At 63.1% G+C, this 18,024-nt stretch carries 18 protein-coding genes; 12 read left to right on the top strand and 6 right to left on the bottom strand.

Annotated features, from left to right (window positions below; genetic code table 11):
* Positions 1-2: 2 nt before the first annotated feature.
* Positions 3-926: a LysR family transcriptional regulator gene (locus tag YUO_RS0138155; protein ID WP_028351804.1), complete on the bottom strand. Its 924-nt coding sequence runs from the start codon at positions 924-926 to the stop codon at positions 3-5.
* 59 nt (positions 927-985) lie between these two features.
* Here YUO_RS0138155 and YUO_RS0138150 point away from each other — a divergent pair, with 59 nt between their 5' ends.
* Positions 986-2,218, top strand: coding sequence for a rhodanese-like domain-containing protein (locus tag YUO_RS0138150; protein WP_028351803.1), 1,233 nt, complete (start codon positions 986-988; stop codon positions 2,216-2,218).
* 49 nt (positions 2,219-2,267) lie between these two features.
* On the opposite strand, the gene YUO_RS43440 is transcribed toward YUO_RS0138150, so the two are convergent.
* Positions 2,268-2,984, bottom strand: a complete 717-nt coding sequence (locus YUO_RS43440; protein ID WP_035728671.1) for a DNA-3-methyladenine glycosylase I — start codon at positions 2,982-2,984, stop codon at positions 2,268-2,270.
* Between the two features lie 306 nt (positions 2,985-3,290).
* On the opposite strand from YUO_RS43440, the gene YUO_RS0138140 reads away from it, so the two are divergent.
* From YUO_RS0138140 to YUO_RS0138110, 7 genes are all read left to right on the top strand, one after another.
* The gene (locus YUO_RS0138140) at positions 3,291-5,189 is read left to right on the top strand and encodes a DEAD/DEAH box helicase (protein ID WP_028351802.1); all 1,899 of its coding nucleotides are present in this window, start codon (positions 3,291-3,293) and stop codon (positions 5,187-5,189) included.
* Positions 5,190-5,309: 120 nt separating this feature from the next.
* Positions 5,310-5,699 carry a RidA family protein gene (locus YUO_RS0138135; protein ID WP_028351801.1) on the top strand — a complete coding sequence of 130 codons (390 nt, stop codon included), beginning with the start codon at positions 5,310-5,312 and terminating at the stop codon, positions 5,697-5,699.
* A 4-nt stretch (positions 5,700-5,703) separates the two neighbouring features.
* Positions 5,704-6,444, top strand: a complete 741-nt coding sequence (locus YUO_RS0138130; protein ID WP_028351800.1) for a 4Fe-4S binding protein — start codon at positions 5,704-5,706, stop codon at positions 6,442-6,444.
* A 44-nt stretch (positions 6,445-6,488) separates the two neighbouring features.
* Complete coding sequence (locus tag YUO_RS0138125) at positions 6,489-7,034, top strand: heterodisulfide reductase-related iron-sulfur binding cluster (protein ID WP_198028179.1); 546 nt, start codon at positions 6,489-6,491, stop codon at positions 7,032-7,034.
* Positions 7,012-7,740: a Crp/Fnr family transcriptional regulator gene (locus tag YUO_RS0138120; protein WP_028351798.1), complete on the top strand. Its 729-nt coding sequence runs from the start codon at positions 7,012-7,014 to the stop codon at positions 7,738-7,740. The genes YUO_RS0138125 and YUO_RS0138120 overlap by 23 nt, the downstream gene beginning before the upstream one ends.
* Positions 7,741-7,790: 50 nt before the next feature.
* Complete coding sequence (locus YUO_RS0138115) at positions 7,791-8,078, top strand: DUF1330 domain-containing protein (RefSeq protein WP_028351797.1); 288 nt, start codon at positions 7,791-7,793, stop codon at positions 8,076-8,078.
* 297 nt (positions 8,079-8,375) lie between these two features.
* A complete protein-coding gene (locus YUO_RS0138110; RefSeq protein WP_028351796.1) occupies positions 8,376-9,632 on the top strand; it encodes an aminopeptidase in 1,257 nt (418 codons plus the stop codon).
* Here the strand turns inward: YUO_RS0138110 and YUO_RS0138105 are convergent, their stop codons facing one another.
* Entirely contained in the window at positions 9,633-10,682 is a 1,050-nt protein-coding gene (locus YUO_RS0138105; RefSeq protein ID WP_028351795.1) for an amidohydrolase family protein, read from the bottom strand.
* A gap of 41 nt (positions 10,683-10,723) precedes the next feature.
* On the bottom strand, positions 10,724-11,542 hold the full coding sequence (locus YUO_RS0138100; protein WP_028351794.1) for an MBL fold metallo-hydrolase: 819 nt from the start codon (positions 11,540-11,542) through the stop codon (positions 10,724-10,726).
* Between the two features lie 208 nt (positions 11,543-11,750).
* Here YUO_RS0138100 and YUO_RS0138095 point away from each other — a divergent pair, with 208 nt between their 5' ends.
* Entirely contained in the window at positions 11,751-12,635 is an 885-nt protein-coding gene (locus YUO_RS0138095; RefSeq protein WP_198028186.1) for an alpha/beta fold hydrolase, read from the top strand.
* A gap of 43 nt (positions 12,636-12,678) precedes the next feature.
* Here the strand turns inward: YUO_RS0138095 and YUO_RS0138090 are convergent, their stop codons facing one another.
* Both YUO_RS0138090 and YUO_RS0138085 read right to left on the bottom strand, forming a co-directional pair.
* The gene (locus tag YUO_RS0138090) at positions 12,679-14,202 is read right to left on the bottom strand and encodes a hypothetical protein (RefSeq protein WP_028351792.1); all 1,524 of its coding nucleotides are present in this window, start codon (positions 14,200-14,202) and stop codon (positions 12,679-12,681) included.
* On the bottom strand, positions 14,199-14,951 hold the full coding sequence (locus YUO_RS0138085; protein ID WP_028351791.1) for an ABC transporter ATP-binding protein: 753 nt from the start codon (positions 14,949-14,951) through the stop codon (positions 14,199-14,201). The genes YUO_RS0138090 and YUO_RS0138085 overlap by 4 nt, the downstream gene beginning before the upstream one ends.
* 290 nt (positions 14,952-15,241) lie before the next feature.
* Between YUO_RS0138085 and YUO_RS0138080 the strand changes: the two genes are divergently transcribed.
* Genes YUO_RS0138080 through YUO_RS0138070 form a run of 3 tightly spaced genes read left to right on the top strand, consistent with a single transcriptional unit; the run spans position 15,242 to position 18,023 of the window.
* Positions 15,242-16,117, top strand: coding sequence for a branched-chain amino acid ABC transporter permease (locus YUO_RS0138080; protein ID WP_028351790.1), 876 nt, complete (start codon positions 15,242-15,244; stop codon positions 16,115-16,117).
* The gene (locus YUO_RS0138075; protein ID WP_028351789.1) at positions 16,117-17,268 is read left to right on the top strand and encodes a branched-chain amino acid ABC transporter permease; all 1,152 of its coding nucleotides are present in this window, start codon (positions 16,117-16,119) and stop codon (positions 17,266-17,268) included. Before YUO_RS0138080 ends, YUO_RS0138075 begins: the two co-directional genes overlap by 1 nt.
* Positions 17,265-18,023: an ABC transporter ATP-binding protein gene (locus YUO_RS0138070; protein ID WP_028351788.1), complete on the top strand. Its 759-nt coding sequence runs from the start codon at positions 17,265-17,267 to the stop codon at positions 18,021-18,023. Before YUO_RS0138075 ends, YUO_RS0138070 begins: the two co-directional genes overlap by 4 nt.
* Position 18,024 lies beyond the last annotated feature (1 nt).

Raw genomic sequence — 18,024 nt, 5'->3', positions numbered from 1 at the left:
AGCTACGCCGTCATGTTGATCTTCCAGCGTTCTTCCCGGGAGAGCTGTTGAATCTCGGATACGATCAGGGTGGCGATCGTCGTCGTTGCGATCGACGGCGGGTGGGCGATCGGCGAGGCCAAAATCAATTCGCGCGACACGGCGGGACTGACGGCCGCCATCTCCAGCCGTTTCGCCGCCACCTCGGTGCGGATGGCCGAGGGCGGCAGCAGCGTGTAGCCGAGCCCTTCCTCCATCAGGCTGATCTGGGCGCGGTAGGAATCGACCTCGATCATGGCCTCTAACTTCAGTTTTTCGCGCGCCAGCGCTTTCTCCAAGAGCGCCCGCAAGCCATGCGAGATGCTCGGCAGGATCAGCTTTTGCTTCACCAGCCACTTCAGATCGACCTGCTTGCGCTTGTTCAGCCCGGACCCCGGTGGCCCGACAGCGACGATATCCTCGCGGCCGATCGACTGGACCTGAAGATGGAGATCGACCGCCGGACCATAAATGATCGCGAGATCCATCTCGCCGCGGTGCAGCCATTCGACCAGGTGCCCGCCATAGCTCTCCACGATGCGCAGCGAGACATCGGGAAACTCGTTGAGGACGCGGCGGGCAAACCGTCCGGACAGGACGGCGCTGACCGTCGGCACCAGCCCGAGGATGACGCGGCCCGACGGATTGCCGTTCGCCGATTTGAGGTCGTCGCTGACCTGCTCGATCTGGCGGATCAGGCCGGTGGTGCGGTCGAGCAGCATCCGGCCCGCGCTGGTCAACAGCATGCCGCGCCCATTGCGGACGAACAGCTCGACGCGAAGCTCATGCTCGAGCAGCTTGATGTGGCGGCTCAGCGCCGGCTGCGCGGCACGCAGCCGATCCGCGGCCTTGCTCAGGCTTCCAAGTTCGGCTACGGCCCGGAAAGTCCGCAATTGTTTGAGATCCATCAGGTGCCCAGAGTGCCTATTGTGCAAGCGATCATATGCCGTTTTCGGAATCTCCGTCCATGACCGTACCCTCTGTTACCTCCTCGCAAGTTCGCGCCGCGCTGCTGCTGCGCGAGGAAATCGCGCTGCTCGATGTCAGGCACGAGGCCGTGTTCGCCACCGGACATCCCCTGTTTGCCGCCAACATGGCGGCCGACCGGATCGCGCTCGAAGCGGAGACGCGGTTGCCGCGCAAGGAGGTGCCGATCGTGCTCTATGACGCTGGTGAAGGCCTCGTCATCGTAGCGGCAGACCACCTGAAAGCGTTGGGCTACCCCAACGTTCGCCAGCTCGACGGCGGGCTGCAGGGCTGGAAGTGGGCGGGCTACGAGGTGTTCGAGGACGTCAATTCCTACGCCAAGGCCTTCGGCGAACTGGTCGAGTCGCGCCGCCACACGCCTTCGCTCGCCGCCGAGGAAGTCGGCGCCCTGATTGCGAGTGGCGCCAATATCCAAATCCTCGATGTCCGCCGCTTCGATGAATACGCCACCATGAACATCCCGGGCTCCATCAGCGTGCCCGGCGCCGAACTGGTGCTGCGCGCCGGCCGCGCCGCGCCGGATCCCGAGACCACCATCATCGTCAATTGCGCAGGCCGCACCCGCTCGATCATCGGTACCCAGTCGCTGATCAATGCCGGCGTCGCGAACAAGGTGCGGGCGCTGCGCAACGGCACCATCGGCTGGACGCTGGCCAAACAACGTCTCGAACATGGCAGTGACAGGCGCGGCGAGGTCGGTGCCATCAAAGGCGGCGAAGCCAATGCCCGCGACGTCGCCTATCGCGCCGGTGTCCGCCATATCGGATCAGAGGAAATGGCGGCGTTGCGGGCGCAGGCCAACCGTACGCTCTACTGCTTCGACGTCCGCTCGGAGGAGGAATACACGGCTGGCCATTTCAAGGGCTTCCGCCATTACGCCGGCGGGCAATTAGTGCAGGAAATCGATATGGCGGCGCCGGTGCGCGGCGCCCGGATCGTGCTGACGGACAATATGCGCGTGCGCGCCGACATGACCGCGTCCTGGCTGGCGCAAATGCGCTGGGAAACTTACGTGCTTGAAGGGGGCTACGACGCCACGCTGGAAATCGGACCGCCGCGCCTGATCCCAAAACCCGATCCGTCACACCGCTATCGCCGGCCCTATGAGGGCACCGATGTCAAGGAAAGCGCGATGCAGGCTTATCTCGACTGGGAATACGGTCTCGTCGAGCAGCTCCGCCGCGACGCCACGCACGGATTCTTCGTGATTTGAGCGGACTTGTCTCGCCGTAGCTCGAAGAGAAGGCGGAAGGCGATGCCCATCATTCATCCGCGCCGAAACTGGCCAGCTTCTCGGCCGAATAATTCTCGCCGACCGAGAGCGCGCAAATCCGCGAGATATGCACGTAGGGAAGGCCGGTCTCCTCGGCCCAGGCGTTGAACTGCGCCTGCACCTTGGCGAGATCGCGCTTGGAGGTAACCGTCTCCGCGATGTCGAGCCCGGCATCGCGCAGGCACAGCACGACGTCTCTGGAGGTGACGAATCCGTCCCAACCGAGGAAACGCAGCATCATCTGCCCGGTATTGCCGCCGAGCCGGCTGCCGCGCTTGGCCAGCAGTTCCAGCAATCCGGCCTGGTCCGACGACGGCCAGTTCGCAAGGAACTTGCCGAAGCTGCCGTGCTCCTTCGCAACGTCGCGGACGAAACCGGCATTGGCGCGCACCGACATGATCTTGGCGCCGTTGCGCACGATGCGGGTGTCTTTCATCAGGCTGTCCCAGAAATCATCCGGCTGCAGCGTCAGCGGCCCGGGCTTGAAGCTGAGAAACGCCTTTTCGAAGCCCGGCCATTTGCTCTCGATCACGCTCCAGGCAAAGCCCGCGCAGAACACCCGCTTGGTCATTTCGGCGAGAATCCGGTCGTCGCCGAGCTCGGCGAGCGCCTTCGGGTCCGGCTTGGCCGGCAGCAGCTTGGCGAGGGCCTTCGGCCCGCCCTTGCGCTTCTCGGCGCGGGCGCGGATGGTCTTGAACGCGGTCACGGTGCATGGCCCCATATGCTGAAGTTGAAAACCACGGCTGAAATACCCGGAAAGCCGCAGTGTAGCGGATCATCCCGAAATTCCCAGCCGGCAGCCTGGGAGGTTAACCGTCGCAGAAGTGATCGGCTGATCTGCAAAGAATGGATGGTGTCCTGGCTGGATTTCGCTTAAAGCATCCCCACCTCATTCAAATCCGTCAGGCCGTGCGGCTGCGCGTCGTCAATGCGCAGCTTTTTAAGTCATTTCGGTTCGAGGCGCCCTTTGTCATATTCCCGGCCGACAACGCCAACCAAGGTCTGACATCCCGTGACATTACTGCCCGCAAATGCGCCGCTCGCCCGAGCTCTGGCGGAACGCAATTATGATCGGCTGACGCCGGTGCAGACGGCGGTGCTGGCCGCCGATGCTGATGGCCGCGACCTGCTCGTCTCTGCGCAAACCGGTTCCGGCAAAACGGTCGCCTATGGTCTGGCGATTGGAACGAACCTGCTGGATGGCGCCGAACGATTCGAGCGGGCTGCCGCGCCCCTTGCATTGATTGTCGCGCCGACCCGCGAGCTTGCGCTTCAGGTGCACCGCGAACTCGGCTGGCTCTATCAGCACGCGGAGGCGCGCGTGGTTTCCTGCGTCGGCGGCATGGATCCGCGCCGCGAGCAGCGCGAACTGGCCGCGGGCGCCCATATCGTGGTCGGCACACCGGGGCGACTCTGCGATCATTTGCGGCGCGGCCGACTTGACGTCAGCGAGTTGAAGGCGATCGTGCTCGACGAGGCCGACGAGATGCTCGACCTCGGCTTCCGTGAGGATATGGAGTTCATCCTGCAGGCCACGCCGGACGACCGCCGCACGCTGCTGTTCTCGGCGACCCTGCCGCAGGGTATCGTCGCGCTGGCAAAGGAATATCAGCAGGAGGCCTTCCGCGTCGAAGTCGCCGGCGACGAGGGCGGTCATGCCGATATCGAGTATCGCGCGATCCGGATCGCCGCCGGCGATGTCGAGCACGCCGTCGTCAATCTCCTCCGCTATTTCGAATCGCCTGGCACGCTGGTGTTTTGCAACACGCGCGAGGCCGTGCGGCATCTGCAGGCAACGCTGCTGGAGCGCGGCTTCTCCGTGGTGGCGCTGTCGGGCGAGTTGACCCAGAACGAGCGAACGCTGGCGCTGCAGGCCTTACGCGACGGCCGCGCCCGCGTTTGCGTTGCGACCGACGTTGCCGCGCGCGGCATCGATCTGCCGAACCTCGACCTCGTCATCCACGCCGATCTGCCGAACGATCCGGAAGTCATGCAGCATCGCTCGGGGCGCACCGGGCGGGCCGGTCGCAAGGGCGTCAGTATCTTGCTGGTGCCGCCGGCGCGGCGGCGTCGCGCGGACATGTTGCTCAAGCTCGCCGGCATTGACGCGGCGTGGGGCTTGGCGCCGCAGCCGGACGAAATCCGCAAGCTCGATCAGGAGCGGCTGCTGCGCGATGATGTGTTCGCAGGCGAAATAACTGCCGAGGATGAGGCACTCGTGCAAACCTTGCTTGCTGAACGGTCATCGCAAGAGATCGCCACCGCGCTGGCACGGCTCTATCGCGCGCGGTTGCCCTCTCCCGAAGACATCGTCGATCCCGGCGAGGAGCGCGTCAAATCTCGTGCCGAGCGCGCCCGCGAGCGGGCCGATCGCGAGGCTGGAAGGGGAGTGAAGCCAACGAAATCCTCGACGCGCCACCGCATGGCGGAGGACACCGTGTGGTTCAGCGCCGCGATAGGACGCCGGAAGAACGCGGAAGCGCGTTGGCTGCTGCCGATGTTGTGCCGCCGCGGCAGCATCAAGAAGGAAGATATCGGCACCATCCGCATTCTCGACACCGTCACCGAGTTCGAGATTTCCGCGCGCGTCGCCGGCCGCTTCGCTGCGCGAATCCGCCGTCCCGACAAGGAAGACAGCATTCGCATCGAGGCGATGACGAATGCCCCGCCGCGCGACGAGGCACGGCCTTCGAAGCCCCATGGCAAAGCTCACAGCGGCAGGCCACATCGCGAAACCCAGAATGGATACGACACGCGATCCGACAAACCCGACGCCGCTGACCGGGCGAATTTCGCCACCAGGGGCCAGCGTCGGGACAAGCCGGCCTACGCCAGAAAGCCGCGGCAGGAAGGGGAAGCGCCCGCCAAGGCTGCCTTCGGGAAAAAGAAAAAGAAGAAGTTTCGTAGCTAACGGTCTTGATCGAGGATCCGCAACAAGTTTCCGGAGCGCGAATGCCGACTACTTAACAGAGATTCTTGCGGACCTGGACTAACCTTGCATCCATGTTTGAAATGGATGCTGGGGGATTGCATGACCAGGACAGCCCTGACGTTGGGAAAGCATTTTGAAAACACCGTGCCGTTCTCGCTGGGCGTGATTTCGTCCGGGCGCCTGCTGCACACCGCCGGGATTACCGCACGCGACGCCGACGGTGGGGTCGTCGGTGAAGGCGACATGCGTGCGCAGGTCGCGCAATGCTTTGCCAATCTGGCCGATGTTCTCGAGCACGCAGCGACCTCGTTCGACAACGTGGTCAAGTTCACCATCTTCACGACCGACATCGACCGCTTCAACCACGACACCCGCGATATCCGGTTTCCCTATTTCAGCGGCCGTCCTGCCGCGACGCTGGTCGAGGTGAGCAGGCTCGTCGATCCGCGCATGCTGGTCGAGATCGAAGCCATCGTTTGCCTGGATTGAAGCGATGCAACGCTCTGCGCCGCAGTCCTTGGCGAATTTCCTCGCGGCTGAGGCGCAGGCTATCGCGGACCGCTGCACGAAATGCGGCCAATGCGTCAGCGTATGCCCGGTCATTCCGTACGGCGCCGCGGTGAATACGCCGCCCGCTCAGGTCGTCGGCGGCATCGTGGACTTCCTCGGCGGGCAGGAACAACTCGATCCGGCGTCGGACACGTGGGCATCGACCTGCAACGGCTGCGGTCTCTGCATCCCCGCCTGTCCCGAGGGGATTAATCCGCGCAAGATGCTCGCGCTTGCCAGCGCGAGATCGGCGTCGCGCGGATCGAAAATCCCCGAACTTTTCCGCCGCATGTCCCGCGCTATCAAAGTCATGGCCGCCATGCAGCTTATCCCAGAGGAATTCCGCCGCGTATTCGTGCCACCTCGCCGGAGGCATACGCCGATCGTGTTCTATCTTGGCTGCAACGCACTCCGCACGCCCCACTTGCTGTTCAACTCGATGGCGGTGCTCGACGTGCTCGGCTCAGACTATGAAGTCGTCGGCGGTCCGTCCTCCTGTTGCGGCGTCATCGCCACCAAATGGGAAGGTGAAATCCGTACCGGCGAACGCGTCACCGCTAACGCGATCGATCGTTTCGAAGGGTTCAGTCCGGAACGGGTGCTGAACTGGTGCCCGACGTGCCCGTTGCACCTTGGCGAAACCCTCGAAGGTATCGCAAGACCAGCTACGAATTCGACCATTTGACCGAGTATCTCGTCAGCCGAATTGACGAATTGCGGGAAAGATTTGTGATCCCGATTGCACGCCGCGTTATTGTCCACGCGCATGTCGGTCGCGCCGATATTTGCCGCAATGTCGATTTGCTGTTGCGCGCAATTCCGGGGCTCGAAATCATCGAAACCGTTTTTGAATCCGGCTATACCTGCGGCGGCTCCGGCTGCAGCAAGTCGCCGGAACTGGCCGCACGCGAACATAACGAGCTTCTTGCGCGCGCAGAGGCGACGGGCGCCGATATCCTGGTTACGCTCTACCATGGCTGCCACGCGGTTTTCATCGGCGCGGAGGCTCAAGGAAAATTTCGCGTGCTCAATTACACCGATCTCTTGGTCGAAGCGCTTGGCGGCGTGCCTCATCCCGATCGGCTGAAGGAGTTTCGCCTGCTCGATGACTGGCGGATGATCGTCGAAGAAAGCCGTCCCTATCTGCAAGCCAATGGCCTAGACATCGATCCAGAATGGCTCAAGCAGCATGGGCCTGCCATCTTCGCGTCGCTGGAATTCAAGGGGCAGCTTGATTGCTTCGAGAAAGGACATGCGCATGCAAACCCTGCCTGATGTGCAGGCTCCCGCCAGAACACTGTCGCCGAAATGGAATATCGCGACCGAAGGACTGAGCGCGGCACAGCGTCAGACGATCCTTGATCGCATGAAGGCCGTGTCGTTCGATCCGAAGGAAATCCTGTTCGATCAGGGCGAGCCGAGCGATACGCTGCTGCTCGTCACCGAGGGCCGTGTCAGGCTGTTCCAGACGCTGGAGAACGGCGAACAATTCACCTTCGGCATCTGCCTGCCGGGCACGATCCTCGGGCTGGCGGCAACCGTCACCGGACAGGGCCGCATCCTATCGGCCGAAGCGCTGGAATCGGCCACCGCATCCATCATGACGCGCACCGATTTCCTGCATTGCCTCGCGGAAATTCCGCCGTTCCACTGGAACATTACCCGGCTGCTTGCCATCCTCTCGATTGAGAGCATCGAACGCAGCGGGCCGATGGTGCTGGACCGCGCCTCAGTGCGGCTCGGCACGGTGCTCAAATCGCTGGCGCGGCCGGAGCCGGGTGATACGTCGCAGCAATGCCTCTTGGTTGTCGACCTCACGCAGCAGGAACTCGCCAGGATGATCGGCGTCAGCCGAAGCTGGGTCGCGATTGCGCTGTCCGAATTCGAGCGGCTCGGGCTGATCTCCAAGAGCCGCGGCAAGATCGTGATCCGCAACGCCAAGCGCCTAGACGGCTTCATCGCCGAGGAGCGCAATCACTAGCGCCGATCTCGCGCGGATACCCCAAACGGAAGTCCAATATAGGATAGCTCATGAGCGTCTACATCATCGCCCAGTTGAAGTTCACCCGCCGCGAACTCTACGATCGCTATCAGGCGCGCTTTATGGGCGTATTCCAGAAATTCCGTGGCAAGCTGCTGGTAGCGGACGCAGATCCGGTCGTACTGGAAGGCGAATGGCCGCGCGACAAGGTCGTAATCATGGAATTTCCCGATGACGCCGCGGCAAAGGAATTTCAGAGTTCGCCGGAGTATCAGGAGATCGCAGTCGATCGCAAAGCCGGCGCCGATGCCATCGTGCTGGCGGTGAGGGGGTTGTGACATGGCGCGGGTTTGAGTTGATCGCCCGGCGATAACAAGCCGCGGCTGCCCACGGAAATAACGCGCCCGTCCGCGCCGATCGCAAGGCATCTCGGGACACCCGGAATCAAGCCTGCCGGCGGTGGTTACAGGTTCCGTGCTCGCATTATTGCATTCCGGAACATCAACGAGGTTGGCTTTCGCCGGACCATTCTTGTGCTATTGCTATCAGGCGCTTCGCTCGCTTTGACATGATTGCGCCATCATGGCCGAAGCTTGCGAAGCCTAAAAAATCCTTCAGCCTTGGCCGAAAGAATCATGACCACACCTGAGCGAAATGCTTCCGTCTCGATTGATCCCGTAAAGCTCGACCGCCTCGCCGAAGTCGCGGTCAAGGTCGGCTTGCGGCTACAGCCGGGGCAGGACCTGCTGCTGACCGCGCCCTCGGTCGCACTGCCGCTGGTGCGCCGGATTGCCGTACATGCGTACAAGGCCGGCGCGGGTTTGGTGACCCCGTTACTATCGGACGAGGCGATCACGCTGGCGCGCTATCGCTACGGCCACGAGGCCGGTTTCGATCGTGCCGCCAACTGGCTCTATGAGGGCATGGCGAAGGCGTTCGGCGCCAATACCGCGCGCTTGGCCATCGTCGGCGACAATCCGATGCTGCTGTCGGGCGAGGATCCCGCGAAAGTGGCGCGTGCCAGCAAGGCCAATTCGATCGCCTATCAGCCAGCGCTGGACAAGATCGTCAATTTCGATACCAACTGGAACATCATCGCCTATCCGAGTCCGTCCTGGGCCAAACAGGTTTTCCCTGACGTCCCCGAGGACGTCGCGGTGGCAAAACTGGCGGATGCGATTTTTGCGGCGTCCCGCGTCGATCAGGATGGCGCCGTCGCCGCCTGGGAAAAACACAACGCCGTGCTGCGCGAGCGCACCGAATGGCTGAACGGCCAGCGCTTCCACGCGCTGAAATACTCCGGCCCGGGCACCGATCTGACGATCGGCCTTGCCGACGGCCATGAATGGGAAGGCGGCGCCTCGACCGCGAAGAACGGCATTACCTGCAACGCCAATATCCCGACCGAGGAAGTCTTCACCACGCCGCATTGCCGGCGCGTCAGTGGCCATGTCGTCTCCTCGAAGCCGCTGTCCTATCAGGGCACGCTGATCGACAACATTGCGGTCAGGTTCGAGGAAGGCCGCATCGTCGAGGCAAAGGCCTCACGCGGCGAGGAGGTGCTCAAGAAGGTGCTCGACACCGACGAGGGCGCGGCGCGTCTCGGCGAAGTGGCGCTGGTGCCGCATTCCTCGCCGATCTCGAAAAGCGGTCTGTTGTTCTTCAACACGCTGTTCGACGAGAACGCCGCCTCCCATATCGCGCTCGGCCAGTGCTACTCGAAATGCTTCGTCGGCGGCGACAAGCTGACGCCGGAACAGATTGCAGCACAGGGCGGCAACAAGAGCCTCATTCACATCGACTGGATGATCGGATCGGCCGAAACCGACATCGATGGCATTCACGCCGACGGAAGCCGCGTGCCGGTGTTCCGCAAGGGCGAGTGGGCGTGATTAGCCCAGCGTGAGCCTGTAGAAGTCGGTCGCCGTCTTCGAAAACAGCGCGGTCTTCTCGGCCTCGTTATATTGCGCGGCGATACGCTTGAACGCGTTGAATATCACCTGATAGCTGCACTGCCCCTTGTCGGGCGGAAAATTGCTTTCGAACATGCATCGGTTCGGGCCGAACGCCTCGATGCAAGCTTCGACATAGGGGCGCCAGGCGGCCGCGGCCTCCTCGGAAGACGGCGGCTTCGGCCTCAGGTGAAAGTCGTAGCCGAGCAGGCACATCGCGAGCCCGCCGAGCTTCACCGCGACGTTCGGGCATCGCGCGATTTCCTGGATCGAGGCCTTCCATTCCGGGAACACTTCGTCGCGCTGGCCGGCAAAGCGGCCGATGCCGACCGGGCCGCCGCAATGATCGAGCACGATTTTGGTGTCGGGGAAAGCGCGGGCGAGATCGGTGAGTTCGCCGATCTGCGGATGAAACAGCCAGGCGTCGAAGCTCAGGCCCAATGGCGCGAGGCAGGCAAAGCCCCTGCGGAACGTGCTGTCGAGTAACAGCCCCTGCGGCCGCCTCGCATACATGCCGGCGACGTTGGGGTCGGCATCCCAGGCCGAGGAATGCCGGATGCCGCGGAAGCGGCCGTTGCCGGCAGCGATCTCCGCTTCCAGCACGGCCCTTGCGCCTTCGCCGAGCATCAGGTTGGCGTGGCTGACGATACCGGCACAGATCGCGGCTTTGCCATAGCCGCCGCTCGCCGCCATCGCCGCAACGCCATTGGCGAACTCGACCTCGCCGACCGGGCGAAACGCTTCCGGCCCGTGCGCACGGTACATCGAGCGGCAATCGACATAGACGGTCGCGATAATGTTATGGCCGGAGGCAATGTCTGTAGCCATTTCCTCGATCAGGTAGCGCAGGCCGCCGCGGTCCCAGAGATGGTGATGCGGATCGACGATCGGGCGGGCGGGATCGATGATCTCTTCGGTGTGCTGCGCCAGCCAGTCTTCGCGCGGATCGGCGTAGAGCCCGCTCCTGGAGGCGGGTGCAGTGCTGGCCATGGACGTCGCTCCCTTGAATCGCTGATTCTTGTTTGATGCGCCTACACCCCCTCCAGAATGATCACCGTCGGCGTGCCCGGCAGCGTGTCGCGCGAAATCTTCAAGGTTCGCTCGCTCCGCTGATCGATCTGGAATTGCTGCCCGATCAGACGCATGAATTCATCGAGAGGGGTGGCGAAGCGGTGCATCGGCAGCACGATGGAGGAACGTAGCCGCCGGGTGATCTCGGAAACGCCGTCGAGCGACATCGTATAGGTGCCGTCGATCGGCACCATCACGATGTCGAGCCGGCCGATCGCCGCAAAATGCGTCTCGTCGAGTTTGTGGTGTAGATGTCCGAGATGGCCGATGCAGAGGCCGGCGACTTCGAAGATGAAGATCGAGTTGCCGTCCTTGATCATGCCGCCGCTGGAGCCCTCGCCATAGTAGCGGCGGATGTCGGTCGGCACGTTGCGTATATAGACGTCGCCGACACGCGTAGATATTTGCGCCGCCTGTCCGTTCTCGCCCCAGCCATGCAACACGTGCGCAATCTTCGGGTCAGGGAACAACGTGTAATGCGTCGAGTGCGCGCGGTTCATGGTAACGACATCAGGCAGGCGGCCGGTCCGGTAGGCGCCGTTGAAGTCAGTCCCGATCCGCACGCCGTCGGGCGTGTCGATGTAATAGGTGGAATGTCCGACATAGGTAATCGCGACCTCTTCTATCTTGACGGCGGTACGGCGCAGGCTGACTGGAACGGCGCGTGGCGGCGCATTCGCCATCGCGAGGCACTCGCTGCGTAAAGGTTGCTGTTGGGCGGCCGCCGGGATGATCAGCGAGCCGAGGAAGGCGAGGGCGACAGCAAGGGATCGCAACATGGCATGACCCGTCAGCGGTGAAGGCCGTGGGCGACACTGTATCGCCGAATTCGGGAGACGTCATGGCATTCGCGCAGGGCAGCGCGCCGGATTTGCTTCATCGGGGGCGGGCTATGACATATTGTAAGAAACAACCTGGGAGTTCGCCGTGAATGAAGAACCCGCCGCCCCGACCTCGCGTGCCCCGTCATCGAAGCGGCTGGAGCCGCTGCGGCAGGTCGATGCCGGCCCGCTCAGCATCGCCTATTACGAGGCAGGCCCGGCGGATGGCCCCGCCGTGATGCTGATGCATGGCTTTCCCTACGACATTCATTCCTATGTCGACGTCGCACCGCAACTGGCTGCCCAGGGCTGCCGTGTCGTCGTTCCCTATCTGCGCGGCTACGGCCCGACCCGGTTTCGCGATGCCGCAACACCGCGCTCGGGCGAGCAGGCGGCGATCGGCGCCGACATGATGGCGCTGATGGATGCGCTCGACATCGGCCGCGCGGTGTTCGCTGGCTACGACTGGGGTGGCCGCGCGGCCTGCGTCGGCGCGGCGCTATGGCCAGAACGATGCATCGGGCTTGTCTGCGTCAATTCCTATCTGATCCAGGATATCGCCAACGCCATGGTGCCGATGCGCCCCGAGCGCGAGGTGGCGCTGTGGTACCAGTATTACTTCCAGCTCGAGCGCGGCCGCGCCGGCCTTGCTGCCAACCGACGCGAGATCGCCCGAATATTGTGGACGCAGTGGTCGCCGAACTGGTCGTTCGACGATGCCTGCTTCGAGCGGACTGCAATGGCCCACGACAATCCCGATTACGTCGATGTGGTGATCCACAGCTATCGCCACCGCTTCGGTCTGGCCGAGGGCGATCCGCAATATGCCGGCATCCAGCGCCGGCTGGCGGCACTTCCTCCCATCACCGTGTCGTCAATCACGCTGAACGGCGCTGGAGATGGCGTGGCGCCCCCAAGCGATGGCGCCGCCAGCGCGTCGAAATTCGCCGGCCGCCGCGTCCATCGCGTGGTGCCGCGCGTCGGGCACAATCTGCCGCAGGAAGCGCCGGAAGCCTTTGCGGCGGCGGTGATGGAACTGCTCGAGTCCTAGGCGCCGAGGGAAGTCGTTCCGAGAGCCGGAAGATCGCAACCCATCAGTCCCGCCGTGGGCTGATCTTCCACGTCGCAGCGAGAATCGCCGCCGTCATCGCCCCGCTGATCACGGCGGCAACCGGGATCGTGACGGCGAGAACTGACGTCGCGGCCCAGCCGATCGAGCAGAAGGCTTCGGCGAAGGTCGCCAGTCGCGACGAAGTCTGGCGGCGGCGGAAGTGGGTGCGTTTGGCCTGCACGCGGAACCAGAGCTGGATCGCGGCGGCGGAGACGGTCGCTATAATGACGCCGAGCGCGGTGACGATCGCCTGCGTTAGGGAGGCGAACGCAAGCGCTGCGATCAGCGGCGTGAAGATGGTGCCGATGGCGATCAGCACCACTTCGACCTTGGCGCGGATCACGCGCGAGGGCGGCAGCGGAGCGGTTGCGACCAGGTCGGCGGCATCTTCTCCTGAGATCGTCAGCCAGGCGAGGCCGCCGGCAAGCTGGCCCGCCGCCATCACGATCACGGGCGTGATCAGCACGATCGCGTCAGAGCTTTCGGAAAAGCTTCGCCACAGCAAAAGGGCCGGCGGCACCAGATACAGCAATTGCATCAGGCTTTGCGACACCAGCCACGGGTCGCGCCGCAGCAGCAGGAACTCCTTGGTGCGTAGCGCCCGTTGCCGAGAGCCGCCGCGAAACGCCGTGGCGCGCGGCCCGCGACGGGCAGCGCGCGTGGTCGCGGCGACACGGACGACGGTATCGGCAAATCGCGGCGAAAAGATCGCCATCACGGCGCCGAGCAGCAGCAACCCGCCGGCCAAGAGCCATGACAGCACGATGCCGTCGCCGATCGCCGCACGCGCCGGCCACCACAGCGGACTGTCGAGACCAGGCGCATAGGCTGAAGCGGCATCGGAGGTCAGCACTGCGAAGCGAGACAACGTACCGTAGGAAAGGATGGCCGCGACCTGGAGCGCGATGACGAAGCCGGCGCCGATGACGGCGGCCACGATCTGTGCGACGAGGCGGGTGCGGCTCGGACCGATCAGCCTGAACAGCAGCACGGTGATCGCGATCGCTGCCGCTGCAGCCGAAAGGCCGATGGCGACGACGACGCCGAACGCCGAGAGCCAGCGCGCGCCGCCGCCGATCACGAGAACGTCGACAAAGGGCGTCGACAGCAGCAGCGCCATTCCGATGACGGATAGCGCGATCGCCGCGATCCGCACCGAGAACACGTTGGCGAGGTTAACCGGCGATGACATCAGGAGGTCGAGATCGGCGCGGGCGTAGAACACCCGCGTCACGGATTCGATCGCCTGCGACAGCATCAATGCCCAGGCGAGAAAGATGGTCGCGGTGATGACGATCAGTTCCGGCTTGCTTAGCGGAGCCTGCAAATCCGCAAAGCGGCCGATCACCGCATAGGCCGGCAGGTGCATGATGGCAGCGAACACGACCAGGGCGATGATCGCGCGCTTTCGTTTTCCACGGCTGCCGGTGATCATGGCCAGCCATTCGCGCCAGGCCAACCGGATTTCGTGCCGGGCAAACCAGGTGAGCGCCGCGGCCGAGCTCATGCGGCTGCCGCCCCGGCGTCGACGAGCGCGATGAACATGTCTTCGAGGCTGGTGTCGCCACGGCCGTTCTGCTGGCGCAGCTCGCTGAGCGTACCCTCGGCCACCAGCCGTCCCGCGGCGATGACGCCAATCCGATCGGCCATCCGCTCGGCCACTTCGAGAATATGCGTCGTCATGATCACGGTGCAGCCGGAACGGACGCGCTCCTGCAGCAATCCCTTGACGTGCCGCGCCGACAGCGCATCTAACCCGGTCAGCGGCTCGTCCAGGATGATCAGCCGCGGATCGTGAACCAGTGCGCCGGCGAGCGCCACCTTCTGCCGCATGCCCTTGGAAAATCCCTCGCAGCGTTCGTGCAGATGCGGCTCCAGTCCGAGCGACGCCAGAAGCTGGTGAGTGGAAGTTTTGGAGGTTGCCGGATCGATGCCCCACAGGCCGGCGACGAATTCGAGATACTCCAGCGGCGTCAGCTTGTCGTAGATCATGGGCTCGTCGGAAACCCAGGCCATGATCTGCTTGGCGGCGACGGGATCGGCGAGCGCATCGATGTCCAATATGGAAACGGAGCCTGCGTCGGGCTTGAGCAGACCGGCGACCATCCGCAAGGTCGTAGTCTTGCCGGCGCCGTTGGGGCCGAGCAGGGCATAGAACTCGCCGGTGCGAACGGTGAGGTCGAGCGCATCGACCGCCGGGCGGTCAAAACGCTTCGTTAACCCTCGTACCTCGAGCGCCGATACATCCGCTTTCATGATTTCGGAACGATCCAGTTGTTCGTCGCGGACCATGAACCGAAGAACTTTCGGCGCGGTGAATCTGGTGGACCAAATCGCGCCGACCCCCGCAACTTCCCGGGCTGCGGCATTTCTCCGCAATTGTTAACGGCGCCGCTCGCAGCGCTTTGTTGACAGCGGTCGGCGCTTTGGGCTCAATGCGACGGGACATATGCGGCTGCAGGCATCGTGGATGCGGGGGCAGCGTGTAGACACAAGATGCGAAAGAGGCGATCGACAGAATCGCCCGGCATCGGGGAGGGAAATGAATGCTGGACTTCGTTCAGCAGCTCGTGAGTGGCATCGCGCTCGGCTGCGTTTATGGCCTGATCGCGCTCGGTTTTGTGCTCATTTACAAGGCAACCGAGGTCGTCAATTTCGCTCAGGGCGATTTGATGATGCTGGGCGGATTCTTCGCCTTCACATTCATCGGCATGCTTGGTCTCAATTACTGGCTCGGATTCGCCGGTGCCGTCATCGCCATGGCCCTGTTCGGCATGTTGGCCGAACGCGTCGTCGTGCGCCCGATTCTCGGCTATCCGCAGTTTTCCATCATCATGGCAACGATCGGGCTCGGATACTTCCTGCGCTCCGTCGTCGGCATGATCTGGGGCACCGACGATTTCAAGATCGAGACGCCGTTCAGCGACGGTGTGCTGCGAATCGGCTCGCTGGTGCTGGCATACGACAAGCTGTCGGTGATCGCCGCCACCATCATCCTCTGCGCGCTGCTATACCTTTTCTTCAACCGTACCACGCTCGGCACCGCGATGCGCGCCAGTTCGGAGAACATGCTGGCTGCCTACTACATGGGCATTCCGGTCAAGCGCGTGGTCTCGATCGTGTGGGCGATCGCTGCGGCGGTCGCGACCGCAGCCGGCGTGCTGTTGGCGCCGATCACTTTCATTCACTCCAATGTCGGTCTCGTGCTTGGTTTGAAAGCATTTCCCGCCGCCGTGCTTGGCGGCTTCGGCTCGATCCCCGGCGCCGTGGTCGGAGGCGTGTTGATCGGCGTGATCGAGAGCATGGCCGGCTTCTACCTGCCGCAGGGCTGGAAAGACGTCGCGCCCTACATCGTCCTTCTGGTGGTGCTGCTGCTCAAGCCCGAAGGCCTGTTCGGTGTTCACATGCGGAAGAAAGTCTAATGCGTTTTCTCTTCAAGACGGATTACGAAGACGACATCAAACTGTTTCCGCATAGCGGCTACATCGTCTCCTACGGTATCCTGCTGGCGTTTCTTCTGATCGCGCCGTTCGTGCTTTCCAGCTACCTCGTCAGCCAGCTGGTGTTCGTCTGCATCTATGCGACGGTGGGCGTGGGATTGATGATTCTCACCGGCTTCACCGGGCAGGCCTCGCTCGGACACGCCGCCTTTCTAGCGATCGGCGCCTACACGGCGGCCTATCTGCAGCAGTTCAACGTGCCGTTTCCGGTCTATTTCCTGGCTGGCGGTCTGTTGACCGGCGTGGTCGGCGCGCTCGTCGGATTCCCGGCGCTGCGGCTGACGGGCATCTATCTCGTCATTGCGACAATTTCCTTCGCCTTCATCGTTGAAGAAGTGCTGGCCCGTTGGGAGACGGTAACCCACGGCAACGAGGGCATGCGGGTCAAGACGCTCAGCCTGTTCGGGCAGGCGGTGCCGCAAAACGGCCCGAGCTTCTACTATCTCTGTCTTGCCGTACTGATCCTCACCATCGTCGGCACGCTCAATCTGCTGCGCTCGCCGACAGGACGCGCCTTCGTCGCGATCCGCGACAGCGAAACGGCGGCGCGGAGCATGGGCGTCAACGTATCGCTCTACAAGGTGAAGTCGTTTGCGATCAGCGCGGCGATCACCGGCCTCGCCGGCGTGCTGTTCGCGCACAAGCTCTCCTTCATCTCGCCGGAAATGTTCACGCTGCAACTCTCGATCGAGTTCATCATCGTGATCCTGATCGGCGGCGCCTTCAGCCTGCACGGCGCGGTGCTGGGCGCAATCTTTCTGGTCATGATCGATCCGTTCCTGACGTACCTGAAGGACGATCTGCCCGGCATCATCGCCGGCATCGCCGCGACCTTCGGCGCCGACAGCATTACGGCCGGGAAAATTCACGGCAATGTCGCTGCCATTGCCTCCGCCAACGGCCTGAAGGGCGCCATCTACGGGGTGATCATCGTGCTGTTCGTGCTGTTCGAGCCGCTCGGTCTCTACGGCCGCTGGCTGAAGATAAAACTCTTCTTCCAGCTCTTCCCGCTCTACAAGCGCGCTACCTTCAAACGCCAGAAGATCTATGTGAAATCGGAGCGGAACCGATGAGCTATTTCCGTGCCGAAAATCTCTCTCTGCACTTCGGCGGCTTGAAGGCGGTCGATTCCGTCAGCTTCGCGGTGGAGAAGGGCGAGATACTCTCGATCATCGGTCCGAACGGCGCCGGCAAGAGTTCAATCTTCAATCTGATCTCGCGGATTTATCCGCCGACCTCGGGCAGGATCTTCTTCGAGGACCAGGATATTACCAATCAGCCGGCCTACGATATCGCAGGCCTCGGCATCGCCCGCACCTTCCAGAACATCGAATTGTTCGAGAATGCGACCATGCTGAGCAATCTCCTGGTCGGCCGCCACCGCCACTCCACCACGCGGCTCTGGCAGGAATTGCTGTTCCTGCCGAGCGTGCGCGCCGGCGAAAAGATGCATCGCCGCCGTGTCGAGCAGGTGATCGAATTTCTCGATCTCGAAGCCTATCGCGACAAGCTTATCTCGGGACTGCCTTACGGCGTTCGCAAGGTGATCGAGCTGGCGCGCGCGCTGTGCTCCGAGCCGAAGCTGATCCTGCTCGACGAGCCGTCCTCCGGGCTCAATGTCGAGGAGACCGAGGACATGTCGTTCTGGATCCGCGACATGAAGACCGAGCTTGGCATCACCGTCTTGATGGTCGAGCACGACATGACGCTGGTTAATCGCGTCTCCGACCGCGTGATTGCGCTCAACTACGGCCGCGTGCTCGCGATGGGCTCGCCGTCCGAGGTGCAGCGCCATCCCGACGTCGTCGCCGCCTATCTCGGCGCATGAG

The sequence above is a fragment of the Bradyrhizobium murdochi genome, assembly GCF_000472965.1.
In the GTDB taxonomy this organism is placed as follows: Bacteria; Pseudomonadota; Alphaproteobacteria; order Rhizobiales; family Xanthobacteraceae; genus Bradyrhizobium; species Bradyrhizobium murdochi.
This window is presented reverse-complemented; position numbering and strand designations above follow the sequence as displayed.

What these genes read in the sequence shown, in the direction of transcription:
- YUO_RS0138155 (WP_028351804.1), bottom strand. Translation starts at nt 926, where the DNA reads ATGGATCTCAAACAATTGCGGACTTTCCGGGCCGTAGCCGAACTTGGA.
- YUO_RS0138150 (WP_028351803.1), top strand. Translation starts at nt 986, where the DNA reads ATGACCGTACCCTCTGTTACCTCCTCGCAAGTTCGCGCCGCGCTGCTG.
- YUO_RS0138135 (WP_028351801.1), top strand. Translation starts at nt 5,310, where the DNA reads ATGACCAGGACAGCCCTGACGTTGGGAAAGCATTTTGAAAACACCGTG.
- YUO_RS0138130 (WP_028351800.1), top strand. Translation starts at nt 5,704, where the DNA reads ATGCAACGCTCTGCGCCGCAGTCCTTGGCGAATTTCCTCGCGGCTGAG.
- YUO_RS0138120 (WP_028351798.1), top strand. Translation starts at nt 7,012, where the DNA reads ATGCGCATGCAAACCCTGCCTGATGTGCAGGCTCCCGCCAGAACACTG.
- YUO_RS0138115 (WP_028351797.1), top strand. Translation starts at nt 7,791, where the DNA reads ATGAGCGTCTACATCATCGCCCAGTTGAAGTTCACCCGCCGCGAACTC.
- YUO_RS0138110 (WP_028351796.1), top strand. Translation starts at nt 8,376, where the DNA reads ATGACCACACCTGAGCGAAATGCTTCCGTCTCGATTGATCCCGTAAAG.
- YUO_RS0138105 (WP_028351795.1), bottom strand. Translation starts at nt 10,682, where the DNA reads ATGGCCAGCACTGCACCCGCCTCCAGGAGCGGGCTCTACGCCGATCCG.
- YUO_RS0138100 (WP_028351794.1), bottom strand. Translation starts at nt 11,542, where the DNA reads ATGTTGCGATCCCTTGCTGTCGCCCTCGCCTTCCTCGGCTCGCTGATC.
- YUO_RS0138090 (WP_028351792.1), bottom strand. Translation starts at nt 14,202, where the DNA reads ATGAGCTCGGCCGCGGCGCTCACCTGGTTTGCCCGGCACGAAATCCGG.
- YUO_RS0138085 (WP_028351791.1), bottom strand. Translation starts at nt 14,951, where the DNA reads ATGAAAGCGGATGTATCGGCGCTCGAGGTACGAGGGTTAACGAAGCGT.
- YUO_RS0138080 (WP_028351790.1), top strand. Translation starts at nt 15,242, where the DNA reads ATGCTGGACTTCGTTCAGCAGCTCGTGAGTGGCATCGCGCTCGGCTGC.
- YUO_RS0138075 (WP_028351789.1), top strand. Translation starts at nt 16,117, where the DNA reads ATGCGTTTTCTCTTCAAGACGGATTACGAAGACGACATCAAACTGTTT.
- YUO_RS0138070 (WP_028351788.1), top strand. Translation starts at nt 17,265, where the DNA reads ATGAGCTATTTCCGTGCCGAAAATCTCTCTCTGCACTTCGGCGGCTTG.